This is a genomic window from Vibrio sp. 9-16B-A1 (assembly GCF_056726165.1).
Genome location: NZ_JBSDZD010000010.1, coordinates 145,944 through 162,175 on the forward strand (window position 1 = coordinate 145,944; position 16,232 = coordinate 162,175).

Here is a 16,232-nt window from a genome sequence, read left to right on the forward strand (position 1 = left end):
GTGCATTGTGGCAGGACTATTTAACGAAGAGCCAACGGTTCAGATCCGGCGGGCGACAGCCAGCAGTGCTAAATCAGGGCAGAGCGTTCCTGGCATAAAGGTGGATACCTCAGGAACGGAGCAACTGATCGAAAACCTGACGGTATATGGCAGCCCATTAATGAATGCAGCGACCGAGCTTCTGGGCATTCTGGTTACCATCAAACGTCAGGGGGGCCCGAGGGATATCAACCGCTTTCGTCAAAGACTACTTGATGCGATCGAAGCTTTTCGCCTGCGTGGATTGCACCTGGATTATCACCCAACCGTGATTGAGAAAAGCTGTTTTGTGCTCTGCGCGGCGTTCGACGAGGCCGTGCTTTATACCCCGTGGGGAGAGCTGGCCCGATGGGAAAATCACTCGCTGCTCAGCAAGGTGTTCTCGCAACGCAATGGTGGTGAAGCTTTCTTTATATTGCTGGATAAAGCGGGACAACAGCCAGGCAAGCTGGTGGACTTTATTGAGCTTCAGTACGTGCTCTTGTCGCTCGGTTTTAAAGGCCGTTTTCGTCATGAGGATGAAAGCCAACTACATGAAATTACCTCCCAGGCCTACAGTCTGGTTCGCCATTACCGGGAGGAGGGCACACTACCTGAGCCTGTAACACCGGAGCTTATTAATGGCAAGCAACCCTGGCTGATGATCAGCATGGGCAAGACCCTGTTGCTGACTTTCCTGATCCTTGCGTCCGGATACGGATTTACCGAGTACTGGTATCACAGCAGGATCCAGCCGATGTTAACGCAGTTTAATGCCGTTGATATGTCTGATATCAGCTTCAGGAAGAGCAGCAGTGATTTGGTGTACTTAAGTACCGATGCAGATATAGGGCGCGAAACAGAAAGTGTCGGAGAGGATGAAACAAACGAAGGAAGGAAGGTGATCCAGCAATGGGAAATCATACTGGCCGTGTTCACGAAAACCGGCGATGCGGTTCGCCTCTCCTCTGAGTTAAACAAAGCGGGCTACGACTCTTTTACCCGTGAAAGTGATCATGGTGTCGAGCTCTACATCAACGCCGGAGACAATTTAAACACCATTCGCAAGCTGAAAAACGAGCTCAATGTTCGTTTTGGTTTGAACGCTACGATCAAAAGAGCGCAGAAATAACATGTTCAAGAAGATACTTTCGATTTTGCTGGTTATCGCTGTAACGTCAGCAACCCTTGCTCTCTGGTTCTGGCTGCCGGAAGAGCAACCTCAGTGGCTTAAGTGGGGGGCACTGGCCCTGACTCTGGTTATCCTGTTTCTGGTCTCTGTCTGGTGGTGGAGGCAGCACAAGCGTAAGCACGCAGTGTCTGAAGAGCACGATCTTCAGGTGCTCTTCAAACAGGATGCCCGGGTGATCCAGCAACTTTTTCGCGTGGCCTGCAGGAAAATCATGGGTCAGGGCCGTAATAAACTTGAGAGCTTATACAGCCTGCCCTGGTATCTGGTACTGGGTGGTGAAAAGGATGCCAAAAGCGCCATTTTGCTGCAAAACGGTTTTGAACCAGTAAATGAGCGTCATTTGGATGAAAGTGACACCGAGCAGTATTTACGCTTCTGGAGTAATGACAGTGCCGTTGTCATTGAAGTTGGTCACCGTATTTTTGACGATGAAGGCATTGATGAGTCTCTGTGGAAAGTACTGGCTAAACAGATTTTAAAATACCGGCCAAGGCAGGGACTAAACGGTATCGTGACCGTGATCGGTTGTGACCGTTTAATGACCGGGGATAAAAAAGAGCGCACTAAACTTTCCGGGATCTATCAGGAAGCGATGCTATCGATGGGAGATGCACTGGCGCTGAACGTGCCTGTGTATGCGGCGTTTTCGAAAGCCGACGCGATTGCTGACTTCACCGGATTTTTTGAAAGTTATACCGCGTCCGATACGGAAAAACCGTTTGGCATTACTTTTGAGTGTGATCAGTCCCGCCGATATGACCGGCACCAGTTTGAGGCTCAGAGCCATAAACTACTCCAGTCAGTTGCAGAGCAGCAGTTTGAGCTGCTTCGGAACGTCAGCAGTGAAAAGTCAGGTTCAATTCTAGCGTGGCCTTACCAGTTGCGTATTTTTCTGGAGAGAGTTAACGAGCTTCTGACGGATATTGGCCGCGAGAACCGTGTTCGTGAAGCTGTGTGGATCCGCGGAGCCTACCTGATGTCATCAGGGCAGAAGGGCGGTGAATATGACTTATTAACTCAGGCGATTGCTGATCGCGCCGAGTTTAATTCGGTCAGTCATAGTGAACAGTCGCCAGGTCGCCGGGGATACTTTACTCAGAAGTTGTTCACCAGAGCAATTCTTCCGGAGAAGAGCATTGTCGGCGTTAACCAATGGCGGCACGCAGGGTATCTGCTGCTCCGGACTCTGGTGCTGTGTTCTATCGTCGGGCTCATTGCTGTAGCAGGACTTAACCTCAAAGATAACTGGAATGCAGATGAAGACTGGCGCTCTGAAGCTATCGCTCAGATCCACTTCTATCAGGAAGATATTAAGAAGTTGAGTAAGGACTATTCCATGTCCGATCTGGTTGTTGTGCTCAGTGAACTGGGTGACGTGGTGGTTGAGGGAGTTCAGCCTAAGCCCTGGTATGAAAAAGTCAGTATTAAGCAGGCTGATACCGCAGAAAGTGTTTACCTGGTATATGAGAAACAGCTTCACCAGATCCTGCTGCCTAAGCTGGAAGAGCTGATCAGTACGGAGCTGTATGTGTACGTAAACCTCGGTAATCCAAGTAAGATCTTTGAAATTCTTCGCTACTACCAAATGCTGTTTGACCGTGAGCAACTGAATTTTGAAGAGCTTCAGGCTTACCTGTTGGACAACTTAAGAGATCAGGGAGAGCTTTCTCCGGATGAGCTGGATGAACTGTCACTGCTGATCGAAGACGTATTCAGCGGCGACTACGACAAAACCCTGCAGCCTAACCAGGAGCTGATCGCCGTTGCGACCAACAACCTTGAAGGCCTGTCACCTGAACGTCTGATTTATGCCCGCATTAAGAGTATGCCTCAATACCGCAATCAGGTGGATTTGCGTAGTCAGCTGGGGGAGAACTTCGACAGCCTGTTCGAGTTCTCGAGTGATTTTCATGGCTATCTGATTCCGGAAGTATTTACCCGGCAAGGTTATGGCCGGATTGACCTGACTGCCAAATCTGACCTGCTTTACGATCTGATGAGTGAGTTCAAGGCAATTCAGGGTGATATGTCCGGCGCATCTGTTGTGGAACTGACTGAGCTGAGTAAGCAGGTTCAGCGCCTCTATTTTGCTGATTACATCTACCACTGGAAAGATTTGGTCAACAACATCCACGTTAAGAAATTCAACAGTGCGCCCAAGTTAGGGTATGCGCTGCGTAATGTCCGCACACCCGCAACCAGTCCGTTAATGGATGTTCTGGACGCAGTTGTGGTCAATACCACTCTGGCGGTAGAAGAACAGCCGGATACCAAAGGTAATAAGCGGTTAGCCGGGCAACTTGGCCTGAAGAAAGCAAAGAAAGTGCTGAACAAAGCGAACAAGATCAACCGCGCTGTCGGCGAAAAGCTACTCAGGCTTCAGCCTTCGTTTGTCGTGAATGAAGCGTTTATTTCCTTCTCCCGTTTTGTGAACGGCGATGGAAAAGAAGCACCGGTAGATAACCTGCTTGCACAGGTTGACGAACTGAACACCTACTATGATGCGGCCCTGTCAAGTGCGAACCCGGGTAAGTCGTTCCATGAGTACGCGATTGCGCATGCTCAGGGCAGCGTGGACCCAATTGTCAGCTTCCGCCGTGCCGGTAGTCGGGCGCCCGGCAAAGTCGCACTATGGACGAAAAGCATCGGAGACCAGGTATGGAGCCAGGTTGTCGCCAGCAGTACCTCGTACCTGAACACTCAGTGGGATGAGCGTGTCTATCAGTTTTATGTTAGCGCGATTGAAGGACGTTTCCCGTTTGCGCAGCACGGCCGTGGTGAGGTCAATCTGGATGATTTCAGTCAGTTCTTTAAAGCGAATGGACGTGTTGAGCAGTTCGTAGATGAATTCCTGAAACCATTTGTTTATTGGGATAACGGCCGGCTGAAACTCAATGAAGTAGACGGTCTGACGCTGCCAATCAGCGCAAACACCCGTAACCAGTTAGAGAAGGCGAAAAGGCTGAGCACCATCTTTTTCGGATCGGCGGGTGAAGAACTGACCGTTAACGTTGGTTTCAGAGCGAGCTCCATGAGTACGGACGTAACAGAGTTCCAGCTCCGCGAAGCAGAAAACATTTTCAGCTATAAGCATGGCCCGAGGGTATGGCGCAATGTGATGTGGCCTTCATCTGCTATGGACGGTTATCTGAGTGCAGAGTTTCTCAGCGGGAAAAACCGGGTCGCCAGTCAGGCTTACACAGGGCAGTGGGCACTGTTCCGCGCAATTTTTGCCAGCAGCAGTACTGCAACCAACAACCGGTTGGTTCGCAAGCTTAACTACAAAATCAACTCAAAGAACATCGTACTGGATTACACATTACAGGACAGTAATCAGGCGTTAGATAAGTCTTTGTTTGTTCAGTTTTCGCTGCCTAAGCAGTTGTAAGGGGACGACAGTTGGAAGGACCCCTTAGCCGGATACAGACGTTGGACAGCAGCGAAATATATATATGCCAGAAGGGACATCAGAACCTGGTAAACAGTGATACCTCCAATGAGTACGTGAAGCAGTTTGCATCGCCAGATGCACTGAAACGTGAATGGAGCGCATTGCAGGAATGCAGTGGGAAACTGATCCAACGCGTGGTGGGTGTCGACTGGGAGCAGCTGCATCTCAGGCTGGAGTTTGACCAGAATGCCATTCCTCTGAGTGAGTTTGGCTCAGAGGAGTTGCCACTGTTTGTGTCGTTATTACCGGCCATCGTTTCCGCTATCCGGCATTGTCATCAGAAGGGGTGGGTTCACGGGGATATCAAACCTTCCAATATACTTTATGTCCCTGATTTAAAACAAATTCGATTGATAGATTTCGGTGCCAGTTATCGCACTGGAACTTCTCGGGAAGCACTTAATGACTGGCAGGTAACACCTATGTTTGCCATGCCAGAGCGGTTAAGTGGAGAAGGGCTGGTGGAAACGGGAGATGACTGGTTTTCACTGATAAAAATCATCGATCAGGTCATGCCTTTAGCGCATGACCACTCATTACTTCCGGTGCTTGAGCAGGTTCATACCAGCCTGATTGCCGGTGCAAGATATAAGGAAAGCCTATGAATAAGAAACAGCTTGCTGCAGCCAACCTGGACTTTGATGTGTCGTCAATCCGGGGAGATGATGGTGAATTGATCCCGAATCTCGGGTGTGCGATAGCAATTGAAGACTGGTTGAAAAAACTCTCTTCGGCTTGTGGCCGGAGAAAGTCCCGAAGAGCACTGCCATATCTGGAAAGAGCTATCGATGTGATTTACTCAGAAGTTGAAGCAGATCTCTATCGAAGCTCAGGCGGAAAGGCGAGTGCTTATAGTGCCGCAGAGGTGGCAAAGCATCCGGTGTGGAACTTCTTTGTAAAAAGAGCCATGAAGAAATTTGGGAGTGTGTTGCGGGTTGTTAAACCACACAGATCTCCAACGGAGTCTATCCGTTCAAAACTTATTAACCGTACCTTTCGGGATATGCTTAAAAATAAGCGCCGGGTTGTAAAAAAATCTTATGACAGTGTTCTGGTTTCTGGTGAGCTTGGTCTGCTGAAAGTGGAACTCCTTGATGCACAGGTTACTGCACTGATTGATGCATACCAGAATCACGTCAGGTGTAATGATGAGCTTTGGCCTGCGCTTAATGAGCTGTTTAAAAAGAATGTCGGTACTTCTGGCAAAGTAGAGGGTTCAGCTGAAGAAGGCGCGTTTGCTATTGATGAAGCTGCAGATTTTTTTGCTGAGTACAAAGTTGGTTACGAGAAGGTTTGGGACTTCGGTAAAATCAAAAACCAGGTTAATACTGCAATGCAGGTTGGTGTCCGTGGCGGTATCAAAGCAAATCTGCATGCGAACTTTGGCCAGGGCGGGTCGGCAGGTTACCGTGAGAAAAAACTTGGAGAAGAGTTCGGCTCCAAGTTAGCTTCAACTAAGTACTCTCAGGAGTACAAACCGGTAAAAAAAGAGGAGAAGCAGGAAGAGGACAGCTCTTTTGAGCCGATGCAACTGATCCCTGGCATTGACCTCGAGGTGAATGTTGCACTGGCAGCGCAGCTTGGGGTGAAACTGACGTTCTCTCATGAGCTCTCCATTGGGGACATCATGACGATGAATAACGAAGCAGAACTCTTTGCGGGGGCGATTGTAAAGGCTGAGATAGTCGGAACTGTGAACAGTGCAAATATCTTTGCTGAGAATGAGGTATTTAAGTTTAAGGCTGGTGCGGGTGCATTTGCCGGGGTGAAAGCGACAGGTACAAGCTCAATATCATTTAAAGCCAGGGGCCTGAAAGTGGTAGGGGGAAGCGTTACCGGGTCGGCTTGCGCAGGTATAGGTGCTAACGCGGCGGTTGAAAGCATAGTGAAAGGCTCAGGTGATTTTAGTTTTAAAGCTGGCGCCGGTGTAACGGTTGGTGTTGGTACTAATGTGGAGTTCGGTACCATGGTCAATCCAATGCTTCTGAAGGTGTTGCTCTGGGATAAACTGGGTCACCACCTGCGCTCAAAGCAAACCAGGCAGATCAAAGACATTCGTTACAACAAAGAGGTCAATCGCGTAGCGATCTGCCGTTGTGATGAAAATATCGTCTCATCACTGAACTGGCTTGATGACGATTATCGGGCCCTTGCTGAGGAACTTTGGCGTATCCCGACATTCTCTAATGTGTCCACACAAGATGAAATAAAGACGTACCATGATGAGATCTCAAGACCAGACCAGCAAGTACTGGATCAATATCTGAAAACGCTGGGAGTGAATGAGTCACGTTACATGAGCAACGAGGAAGTAATGGAATCGGCTATTGATATTGACAGAACAGCCCGTCTGAATCAGTCGGTAGCCAGGATTACAGAAGAAGCGAATAAAGCGAAGTCCGGGAAAGGTAGTAAATCTGTTACTGGCGGCATAGCCATGATGGGACTGCTGGCGGTACAGCCACACACTGCATAACTGGTAAAACGAAGAATGACGGGAGTTGAATCCCGTCATTCTAATCCCTTTCAGGTAGAGCAAAAGTGATAACTTGCATACCTACTAGTGACTTAAGCAATTATGAGTAGCAACGTATTACAACACCAAAGTCGCTCCCTCGTGGCAAAACTGTCAGACAATGAGGAGTATATTGTCACTCATTTAACGGGTGAGGAGAGTGTTTCGGGAGGCAGCAGGTTTTCGCTGTCTGTCGCTGCCAGTTCTGAGGTTGATGTCAAAAACCTGGGTAAAGCGATGAAGGTCTCTTATACACAGGCAGATGAGAAGCACCTGTTTACCGGCTTGTGCAGTACTGTCCGGTTCACCGGGCACAGTAAAGAAAAACAGCAGTACTTCTATCAGCTGGAGATGGTCGACCCTCTTAGCCTGTTGGCACACCGTTGCAGCCGACAGATTTTTCAGAACATGACCACAAGGCAGATAATTGAAAAGCTGCTGGGGGAGTCAGAACTCAAAAGTTACTTCTCTTTTTCGGTCTCCGGCAGTGGCAAAAAACATGAGTACTGTGTTCAGTTAGATGAAACCGATCAGGTGTTTATTAACCGGATGCTTGCCAGCGAAGGTTGGCATTTTCATGTAAAACACCAGTCAGGCAAGCCTTCGGTATGCATCGGGGACTCTAATCAGCGCTTTGATAAGATAAAATCGTCTGTTCTCAGTTACCAGGAAGGCAGTCGTCATTCATACCGGACTCTGAGTAACTGGAGTCAGTCGAACCGGGTCGGCAGTGGAAAAGTATCATTTTCAGACCATACTCAGGAGCTTGCGGATGTCTTTGACAGTGGGGTTCGAAAAAGTGCAGCTGGCAGTTCTGGCTCCGCCTTATCCCAGGAGTTTTTTGCCTGTGGGCACGATACCAAAGCAGAAGTGCGGGATGCTGCAAAGCGGCAGATGGAAGCGCTGGATCTCTGCAAGTCGGCTTCGCACTCGACCTCTAACATTGCAGCGCTTGCGTGTGGGCATAAGTTCAAACTGGAAAATCATCCGCTTAAATCGATGAATCAGGAGTATCTTGTCACTCAGATCGCGCACCAGATCTGCTGTGAGGAATCCCGTACAGACCTGACCTACCGTAATCAGTTTACCTGTATTCCTTCATCAGTGGTCTATCGCCCGGAGTTGCAGAGAAAGCCCCGCGTACACAGCCTGCACACCGCAACAGTGACGGGCCCGGATGGAGAAGAGATATACCGGAACAAAACCGGCTGTGTGAAAGTGCAGTTTCACTGGGACAAAAACGGTAAGAAAGATGAAAACAGTTCTTGTTGGTTACCTGTCTCCCAGGGGTTAGCAAGTAAAGGTTTTGGCGCGCAGTTTACCCCAAGGGTAGGTGATGAAGTTCTGGTGCAGTACATAGACGGTGATCCGGACCGCCCGGTAATCACAGGATCGCTCTATAACAAAAACAGCGCAGCACCATACAGCTCTGCGACTCAAAGCGGAATTAAGACCCGCACGACCCCGAAAGGCAGCAGTAAACAGGGCAATGAGCTGCGTTTTGAAGATCAGAAAGACAAGGAACAGGTTTTCCTGCACGCCGAAAAAGATTTGGTGCTTGATATCAACAATGACAGCCAGGCGACGATAAAAGGAACCAAAACAACCAGGGTGGAAAAGAGTGCCAGCTTAAGCGTTAAAGAGGCGTTATCCATTGAAACTGAAGATAAGCTGACGGCCAAAAGTAAAGATAACTGGACTGGCGACGCCGGTAAGGACCTGATCCTCAACGCGGCTTCAAACATGAACATCGAAGCCAAATCGGACGTGAACGTCGACGGCAAGCAGGTTTCAATCACTGGCAAAAGCAAAATAGAACTCAAAGTGGGCGCCAGCAAAATCGAAATCAGTTCGGGTGGAATCAAGATTGATGCGCCACAAGTATCCATCGCCGGCAAATCTAAAGCTGAAATGAAAGCGACCATGATCAACGTCGAAGGGCAAGGCAAAGCAGATTTTAAAGGTGGGCTTGTTACCGTAAATGGTAGCATCAGCACTCAGGTTAAAGCGGGAGCCATGGTTCAGATTCAGGGCGCAATTGCGAAAATAAATTAATGATATTGAAGAAAATCCCTCACAAATTTGCTCAAGACATTTTGAGTTTATATGAACCTAATGACGCGTTTGCTGATTTAGCAGACGAGAATACCATGCCATCTGAACTGGTGGCTCAGGCTATGCAACAAGAGCTGTTTGCAGATGTGGTGACGTTCCTTGCACATGCAATGCCGGTGCGTGAATCCATCTGGTGGGCGGTCACCTGCGCGGGCTCACTGACTCACTGGAGTGAAGACGAGTTCAATGCTATTCGTGCTGCAAGGGCCTGGGTACACACTCCGGACGAAACAAGCCGCAGGTTCGCGGAAAAAATGGCAGAGAACGCAGGTCTTGAAACCGGTGCAGGTTGGGCCGCGCAAGCTGCGTTCTGGAGCGGCGGCAGCATGATCAAACCGGAAGACCCGGCAGTGCCACCGCCACCATATCTGTACGCGCAGGCTGTTGCAGGCAGCATAAATCTGTCTGCTGTTTTACCCGATGGTGAGCATGCTAAAGAGCGCTATGCAGAGTTCACAGAGGTGGGCCTGAACATCGCCGCAGGCGGAAACGGCAAACAATAGGAGAACAGAGTGCTACCAGCAGCCAGAGCCACAGATATGCACGTATGCCCAATGCAAACACCGGCAGTCGTGCCAATACCTCATGTAGGAGGACCATTGCTTCCTATGCCCAGCACAGTTTTAGTCGGCAACCTGCCATCGGCAACCCTGGGTCAGATGTGCGTCTGTGTGGGGCCACCAGATGCAGTGGTAAAGGGGAGTGCAACGGTTTTAATCAATAACAAACCCGCCGCCCGTATGGGAGATATGACTGCTCATGGCGGGACGATTGTCATGGGGATGCCTACCGTGCTTATTGGGGGGTAGGGCAGAATTTTTGCTCTTGTTTGCTTTGTGCCAGGCAAGAGCAAAGTTATGTGGCGTGATGTTGCTGTATCGCGTAAGACATAGCCAGGAAAGCGAACAACTCCATAAGCATTCGCTAGTTTTACCTGAACATATTTTCTTTCAATACCCTAAAAAACTTTAATACATTTCACTGAATTAATCGTCAGGCTTGAATAACATACCACTTCATTATCCTGGAATATGGTTTGGAAAAACTGTTCCTCATGATATTCAAGAAGGTGCATTTCAGAGTAGTCTGGTTCATACTTGAGGCTGAACTTATCACTCTTGTCTTTTAGCTCAATTGAGAACAGGTCTTTGTCCCAAAAGTAAACATCATAGGTCTTGTTTAATACTATTTCATCACCGACAGATGTAATGGATGTGTTCATAACACTCTTGCTTAAAAAACCGTTGTCAATAGAGTGCATTTTCCTATATTTATAAGCGCCTAAAGAGCTTAACTTAACTCCGTCACCATAAACAACGACATTCCCGAAACCAGTTAATATGTCTGGCTTGGCGGACTTGCCATCTACTATAGTTACAATAAAGGCAATACAGGCTAAAGTGACATAAGAAATAATAAATTTATACCTGAGCTTCATGTCTCCCCCCCCTTTTTTGAAGTGTTTGTCTGACACTGTTTTTATTTGCGTGAACATTAGCTGCAGTTATCAATTATAGTTTTGGTTATTTGATCGACTGGTAGTTCACCAATTATTGTAATGTTGTAAATTTGTCTTTCCTTATACTTGCTTGAGAGATATATGCATGACAGATATAGCTGCCCGGTTCCTTTCGATATAAATATTTTAGACACGGTTGGCGGAACATGACTAGATATTGCGTTGTATACTTCCTGACTTGCCATATTGCTTTTTATGTAATAATTAATGCCGTTTGAATTCTTATTGATCCAAACTTGTCTCGAGACACTATCTGATTTCAGATAAAACAATCCTGACCATATAAAGGCCAGGGTAGATAATAAGATTAATATAATGGTTAAGGCTCGGCTTAAGAAAAATTTATCCGAGAAAAACAGGTGTGGAAACTTGTTATAATTTTCTCTGTTGATTTCTTCACTATTTTTGTCTGTGTGAATGATAAGCCGATTTTGCTGTGCGGGTTTAGCTTTTCTTCTTAAGTAATTTTCACTTAAGCAGACATGCCCGGATATCAACTTGTAACCTTCTCTGGGTGCATTTCTTATTACATTTTGGTCTCTGCCATTGTCTCCCAGTGCAAGTCTCAACTGAGCAATCACTTGTGTCAGACTTGAATCAGAAACAACTTTATTTTCCCAGGATCTGGTAATTAGCTCTTCCTTTAGGACAACTTCATCTTGATTCTCCAACAACAGCAGCAGTACTTTACACTCTGCTGACTTGATTTTTTTTTGGAGCCCGGTTCCTTGCTCCTTTAACTGGATCTCACAATCCGGCTCAAACTCCCACATCTCTTCCCCCAAAACACAAACCCGTTAGCTGCAAAAACGCCATTACCAGATGAAGTGGCTTAACACTTATCCAGCAGTGTACTGCTTTCCTCTGGCCGCGATGAGCTCATGATTGAGGAAGCGATCTGACAGTATGGCTCACTTTTATTGTCATCATAATGTGTCGTCTCAACTTTCCAACAACATACCGGTACATTCATGTTGTTACAGATCGCTGTCGCATGTCCATTATGAGTCGATTTTAGTTACGTGATACCGTACTTATAGTATAGCCAGTAATTTCATTTGGCTTTGTATTCTCTGTCATATTCTGGATCCGAGTCTCTGTAAGTGCCACGATGTTAAAGGAATGAGTTTTAATCTTGCCTTTAAGTTCGGGATTTGCAGGCTCTCTGCAGAGCCACAACGAACTGGTTTTACTTTTTAAATACGCAACCCTTTCCATAGTAAATATGAAGGCTTTCCATGTCATAAGTGACAATAATGTCTTTTTCTGTTGATTTGATAATTGGCAAAAAGTATCTTTGTGTATCACATGGAGTGAATTTTTACTGAGTGTTTTGAACTCTTCATCCACTGTAAGCAGAGAACCTGGACGGATGATTGGTATAAAGCATTTTTATTATTGCCATTCGAAATCTTCTGCAGTAGATATTCCTGTTTTGTGCAACAGTTTACCCCAAAGAACCATTATTAAATAGGTTTGAATTATTATGTCAAATCCGTTGAAAGACATATTTAGCCCAGAGGCAAGGATTTTTCGTCAGTCTTATTCAATGAACTCACATCCGGGAGCAGGGCTAATGCTTCAGCAGCCAGTTCCTTTAAGCTTTATCAGGTTGTCCCGGTATGATGTATCTGTCTCAGATATCGTAATGACAGGGCCTTTGTCAAAAATGGCAGAATCACTTCATGATATATCACTTAAAAGTCAATCGATATATACAACGAAAAAACACAAAACTATAAAGGTGTGGTTCAATCGCAGAGACAGGAAGTTTGAAAATGCTTCTTTGTACCCTATGGCGGAAGCCGTTATAAATAACACCGCATTTCTTACAATCAGAGGGGTAGGGCTCGGACTTGGAACGACTGTTGTTGATCTGATACATAGTGCAGGTATTAATAATGGGGATTTCAGATTTGGATTGGAACAAATCCTTAATATGGAGTTTAAGAACAGTGCTCTGAAAAGTGCTGTGCTGGAATTGTCCTTGTACGACGTGTTCAATAAACCAGTAAATTTTTTGTTTGAAATGGTATGGAATAAGCACTTAAAATCCAGTCATTCATCTCCACTGAGGTCAGTTCCTCAGGGAAAAGCGGCTTTTTATACCCTGGTGTCACTTATCCATCAACATGTAAAACCACTGGTAAAGCCGGGCTCTATGGATGAGGGAGTTGACTTTAAAATCAGTAACTTGCCTTACAATATGCCCAAACAGTGGAAGAGTGCCAGCCAGAAATCTTTATTTGCCCGCATAAAAGCAATGGCATCTTTATTAACGGCAGAAGACTACATTATTCGTGTAGGCAGTTGTTTTAATAAGCATCATGCAGGTTTCGTTATCGATTTAGATACTCACAATATAGATATTAGTGAGTTGGTCTATTTTCTGTCTTACTATAAGGAAAATGAAAAGCTGGTTAACTGCTTTCAGACTGCCGGGCTGGATGTAAGTCCATGAATTAACAGCTTCTTTATGTTAATTCTAAGGAGGGCACTTAAAACATGATACTAACTGCCACAACGCCCTCTGGGGTACTTCTTGCAGGCATCATTGATTTTTAACCATTTCACCTGGCTATCGGTGAAGATATGGTAATTGGGCGCAACCACATCAGGATCATCGAGAGAAGTAATACTCAGCGTGAGGTAGTCAGGGTACCCGGTACTGCGATACGTCAGGGCAGAGCCGCAGTGAGGGCAGAAACCTCTTCTGATGGTTTCTGAGGAGGCATACTCTTTTGGTTGTTCGCCGAGCCAGATAACCTGGTCAACTTTGAAGTCCATCCAGGCCCCGACCGGGCTGCCTGTTGTTTTCTGGCAATCCCGGCAATGGCAGTAATCAGCATCAAATGGAGTGGCTGACAGCTCATATTTTATCGCTCCGCAGTGGCAACTGCCTTTCATCAGATGGCTTCCTTATTCGTCTGTTTGCATAATCTAATGTACAGAGAAGCAGGCCTTACGCCCTGTCAACAAGACGCAAAGCCTGCCCCTGGCCGCACAGTTTACCGGCGTACTGAACACATTCCGGAAACCTGATCAGCAGAAAGAACTTCTACCTGATAGGTTTTGTATCCCGGATAGTAGCTGTAAGTGCTCTCATCTGAGACGGAGGTATGTCTCAGGTTGGCGCCAACACCGCCGTCCGGAACCATTTCAAATCCGCCATTGCGCGCTTTTACTTTGCTTGAAGTGCTCGACAAAGCGTACTTGGTCAGTTTTATCGGGTAAGTCTGAAGCGTGATACCTTTTGACAGGGTCTCGCGGTCAAGCTGAGAGATATCTCCGTCGTATCCTTCCAGCAGGTGCTTGGGAACACTCATCACTTTAAGGAACAGCTTGAAGTTGCGATAGTCAACGTAACCGCTTTTAACCAGCTCCGGCAGGGCGAAGTTAACCGTATTACGGCCGAAAGTGTCTTCCCACTGGTCGATTGGCACCATTTCACTGCTTATGATCTCGCGTTTTTCGCCTTTGTTCTCAGAGCAGTAGAAGTAATCACAGATCTGCTTTGGCTTGTTGGGGTATTTTGCCATGCCGTCTGCAACAGAGGTTCGCTCTGTTCTTGCCTCCAGGCCGACAAGGATCTGCATGCCTTTCTCATGTGTGCCCTTAGGTACAAATGCAACCAGCTGTTTTTTGGTGAAGTTCAGTTTCGGGCCTCTGTCACCCCAGAACATGGCACCATTTACTGTGTATCCGTTGTCGGTGATGTACGAGTATTCCTTGGCCATCGTGTTGGCTCTCGGAATAAACTCAGCTTCCGGCACGGATTTCAGAGCGAACGAGCCTTTTGGCGTATCCAGGCTGTTAGGGAAGTCAGTGTACAGCGGGCGCACTGAGGAAATAACTTTGGAGTTACCTTTCAGCGCCAGCTCTCCGACACTGATGTAGCTCGACTCATCAGGCAGCTCGAATCCATCCAGCACTTTTTTAGGTGCGACATCGATAAAGCCTAAACCCTCGGTCGCCTTGCCCAGAATGGTCGATGCCAGTGGAACCCCGGCCATTTCAGCGCCTTTGCCCGCTATGGTAAATCCGGCTTTCAGCCCGGTGATCACATTGTTGAGTTTCTCGTTACCTTCGGTTTTGTAGACGGCTTTGGCAAACCGGGTGGTTTGCATTGTCTGAGCCAGTTGTCCGTAGTTGCGGTAGGTCATCAGGCCCAGTGCATCGGCATCCAGCTTTTGTCCGTCTTTCAGGTAGGAAGCCAGGAAGTTCCGCTCGGCGTACTGGCCGCTGGAAATGACCGGAGTAGAGCTTGCAAAGCTGCGTCCGCCCAGTTCAATTTCACCGTTTTGTACCATATTGATGTTCAGGACCAGATTGATGGGATCCAGTGCAGCACAAGGGTCGAACGTGATTGGGATATCACCATACACAAACTGACCCGAATCGTGAGCATAGAGAGGTGAAATGGTTGAACCGCTGCGGGCAAATTTAGCCGGATCATCCAGGCCTGCCGGCTTAAATGTACCAAAAAGGTTGTAGGGTTGGGTGTTCAGGTACGGTGTGGCAGATTGTGCGCTGAGCGTGAACTCGACGCTGTTGTATGTGTATGGCGCATGGTTAATGTAAGCGATGATGCGGGCAACAGAGCGGGCACGGTTGTATAACAGCACGTAAGGGTAGCTGTAATCTTTGTTTGCCTTAGGTTGTCCGGTTTGCTTGTCAAAACCTAAGTTATGGTCCAGCATTTCCCAGCCATCTTCTTCGTAGAAGTCCGGAAGTGCCTGATAGTCACCGCCATTCGAAAACGGGAACTTGATCTTATCGTTTGAGTAGAAAGGAGAGGTGACCCGAATGACATCGCCATAGTCGTTAGACTTAAAGTCATTGATTAACCAGTGCTGCATTTGCCAATGAAATGGCTGGTTTTCATAGCTTATTGCATGAACATCCAAATCCGGAGATTCGGTTGTGTTCATGGAAAAAGCACACGGGGTCGCCAACAGGGCTGCAATAGCCATGTGTAGATGTCTTTTTTTCATTTATTCACTGCCTATAATAAGATTAATGGAATTAACCTTTATTCAGCTGACTTTGCTAAATTGGAATTATAATTAGGTTATGATTACAGTCTGGGCCTGTATATTGATTGACGTTGTTAGTGACCTGGTATCCTGGTGTAAGTAAAACTGGTAATTACTAATAAATAGAAGTTTTTTATTATCTTATTGTTCGGGTTGAGCCGCTGGCATAACCAGTGCAGCCTGCTCAAATCCTTGTGGATACAGCCCTTTAGGTATCTTTGTCTAATTTAGTTTTTTATGGATTACAATATCAATAAATTACCTAACTAACATGGGGTTAGGTGCGCTTTTGATGCGGGGATTATGCGCTTATTTTAACCGCATTTGCGTGAGCCTGGTCTCATTCTGGTCTGCTTTAAATGTAATGTCCGATATGACGGGCATGT

Annotated in this window: 12 protein-coding genes; 8 read left to right on the forward strand and 4 right to left on the reverse strand. The window is 47.0% G+C overall.

The genetic code is table 11. The features are described from left to right. The first annotated feature begins 7 nt into the window (after nt 1-7). The 7 genes from icmH to ACVB80_RS16630 all read left to right on the forward strand — a co-directional run bounded on the left by icmH (nt 8) and on the right by ACVB80_RS16630 (nt 10,100). Entirely contained in the window at nt 8-1,150 is a 1,143-nt protein-coding gene (icmH, locus tag ACVB80_RS16600) for a type IVB secretion system protein IcmH/DotU (protein WP_481082400.1), read from the forward strand. Between the two features lies 1 nt (nt 1,151). Then, nucleotides 1,152-4,598 (forward strand): type VI secretion system membrane subunit TssM, encoded by a 3,447-nt coding sequence (gene tssM / locus ACVB80_RS16605; RefSeq protein ID WP_481082401.1) that lies wholly within the window; start codon nt 1,152-1,154, stop codon nt 4,596-4,598. 41 nt (nt 4,599-4,639) lie between these two features. Then, complete coding sequence (locus ACVB80_RS16610; protein ID WP_481082402.1) at nt 4,640-5,266, forward strand: protein kinase domain-containing protein; 627 nt, start codon at nt 4,640-4,642, stop codon at nt 5,264-5,266. After that, nucleotides 5,263-7,137, forward strand: coding sequence for a hypothetical protein (locus tag ACVB80_RS16615; RefSeq protein ID WP_481082403.1), 1,875 nt, complete (start codon nt 5,263-5,265; stop codon nt 7,135-7,137). Before ACVB80_RS16610 ends, ACVB80_RS16615 begins: the two co-directional genes overlap by 4 nt. Nucleotides 7,138-7,239: 102 nt before the next feature. Further along, on the forward strand, nt 7,240-9,231 hold the full coding sequence (locus ACVB80_RS16620; protein WP_481082404.1) for a type VI secretion system Vgr family protein: 1,992 nt from the start codon (nt 7,240-7,242) through the stop codon (nt 9,229-9,231). Then, nucleotides 9,231-9,794 carry a DUF6931 family protein gene (locus tag ACVB80_RS16625; protein ID WP_481082405.1) on the forward strand — a complete coding sequence of 188 codons (564 nt, stop codon included), beginning with the start codon at nt 9,231-9,233 and terminating at the stop codon, nt 9,792-9,794. The genes ACVB80_RS16620 and ACVB80_RS16625 overlap by 1 nt, the downstream gene beginning before the upstream one ends. A gap of 9 nt (nt 9,795-9,803) precedes the next feature. Then, nucleotides 9,804-10,100 carry a PAAR domain-containing protein gene (locus tag ACVB80_RS16630; RefSeq protein WP_481082406.1) on the forward strand — a complete coding sequence of 99 codons (297 nt, stop codon included), beginning with the start codon at nt 9,804-9,806 and terminating at the stop codon, nt 10,098-10,100. A gap of 149 nt (nt 10,101-10,249) precedes the next feature. Here the strand turns inward: ACVB80_RS16630 and ACVB80_RS16635 are convergent, their stop codons facing one another. Then, nucleotides 10,250-10,765, reverse strand: a complete 516-nt coding sequence (locus tag ACVB80_RS16635) for a hypothetical protein (protein WP_481082407.1) — start codon at nt 10,763-10,765, stop codon at nt 10,250-10,252. 20 nt (nt 10,766-10,785) lie between these two features. Next, nucleotides 10,786-11,583 carry a winged helix-turn-helix domain-containing protein gene (locus ACVB80_RS16640; RefSeq protein WP_481082408.1) on the reverse strand — a complete coding sequence of 266 codons (798 nt, stop codon included), beginning with the start codon at nt 11,581-11,583 and terminating at the stop codon, nt 10,786-10,788. 713 nt (nt 11,584-12,296) lie between these two features. Between ACVB80_RS16640 and ACVB80_RS16645 the strand changes: the two genes are divergently transcribed. Then, entirely contained in the window at nt 12,297-13,271 is a 975-nt protein-coding gene (locus ACVB80_RS16645; protein WP_481082409.1) for a hypothetical protein, read from the forward strand. Nucleotides 13,272-13,321: 50 nt separating this feature from the next. Here the strand turns inward: ACVB80_RS16645 and ACVB80_RS16650 are convergent, their stop codons facing one another. Together ACVB80_RS16650 and ACVB80_RS16655 are read right to left on the reverse strand one after the other, a co-directional pair. Next, nucleotides 13,322-13,717, reverse strand: coding sequence for a GFA family protein (locus ACVB80_RS16650; protein ID WP_481082410.1), 396 nt, complete (start codon nt 13,715-13,717; stop codon nt 13,322-13,324). 101 nt (nt 13,718-13,818) lie between these two features. Continuing rightward, on the reverse strand, nt 13,819-15,804 hold the full coding sequence (locus ACVB80_RS16655) for a hypothetical protein (protein ID WP_481082411.1): 1,986 nt from the start codon (nt 15,802-15,804) through the stop codon (nt 13,819-13,821). Between the last annotated feature and the right edge of the window lie 428 nt (nt 15,805-16,232).

Excerpts from the sequence above, each read along its gene's own strand:
- ACVB80_RS16615 (WP_481082403.1), top strand. The coding sequence starts at position 5,263 with ATGAATAAGAAACAGCTTGCTGCAGCCAACCTGGACTTTGATGTGTCG.
- ACVB80_RS16655 (WP_481082411.1), bottom strand. The coding sequence starts at position 15,804 with ATGAAAAAAAGACATCTACACATGGCTATTGCAGCCCTGTTGGCGACC.
- ACVB80_RS16625 (WP_481082405.1), top strand. The coding sequence starts at position 9,231 with ATGATATTGAAGAAAATCCCTCACAAATTTGCTCAAGACATTTTGAGT.
- ACVB80_RS16645 (WP_481082409.1), top strand. The coding sequence starts at position 12,297 with ATGTCAAATCCGTTGAAAGACATATTTAGCCCAGAGGCAAGGATTTTT.
- ACVB80_RS16650 (WP_481082410.1), bottom strand. The coding sequence starts at position 13,717 with ATGAAAGGCAGTTGCCACTGCGGAGCGATAAAATATGAGCTGTCAGCC.
- ACVB80_RS16620 (WP_481082404.1), top strand. The coding sequence starts at position 7,240 with ATGAGTAGCAACGTATTACAACACCAAAGTCGCTCCCTCGTGGCAAAA.
- tssM (WP_481082401.1), top strand. The coding sequence starts at position 1,152 with ATGTTCAAGAAGATACTTTCGATTTTGCTGGTTATCGCTGTAACGTCA.
- ACVB80_RS16640 (WP_481082408.1), bottom strand. The coding sequence starts at position 11,583 with ATGTGGGAGTTTGAGCCGGATTGTGAGATCCAGTTAAAGGAGCAAGGA.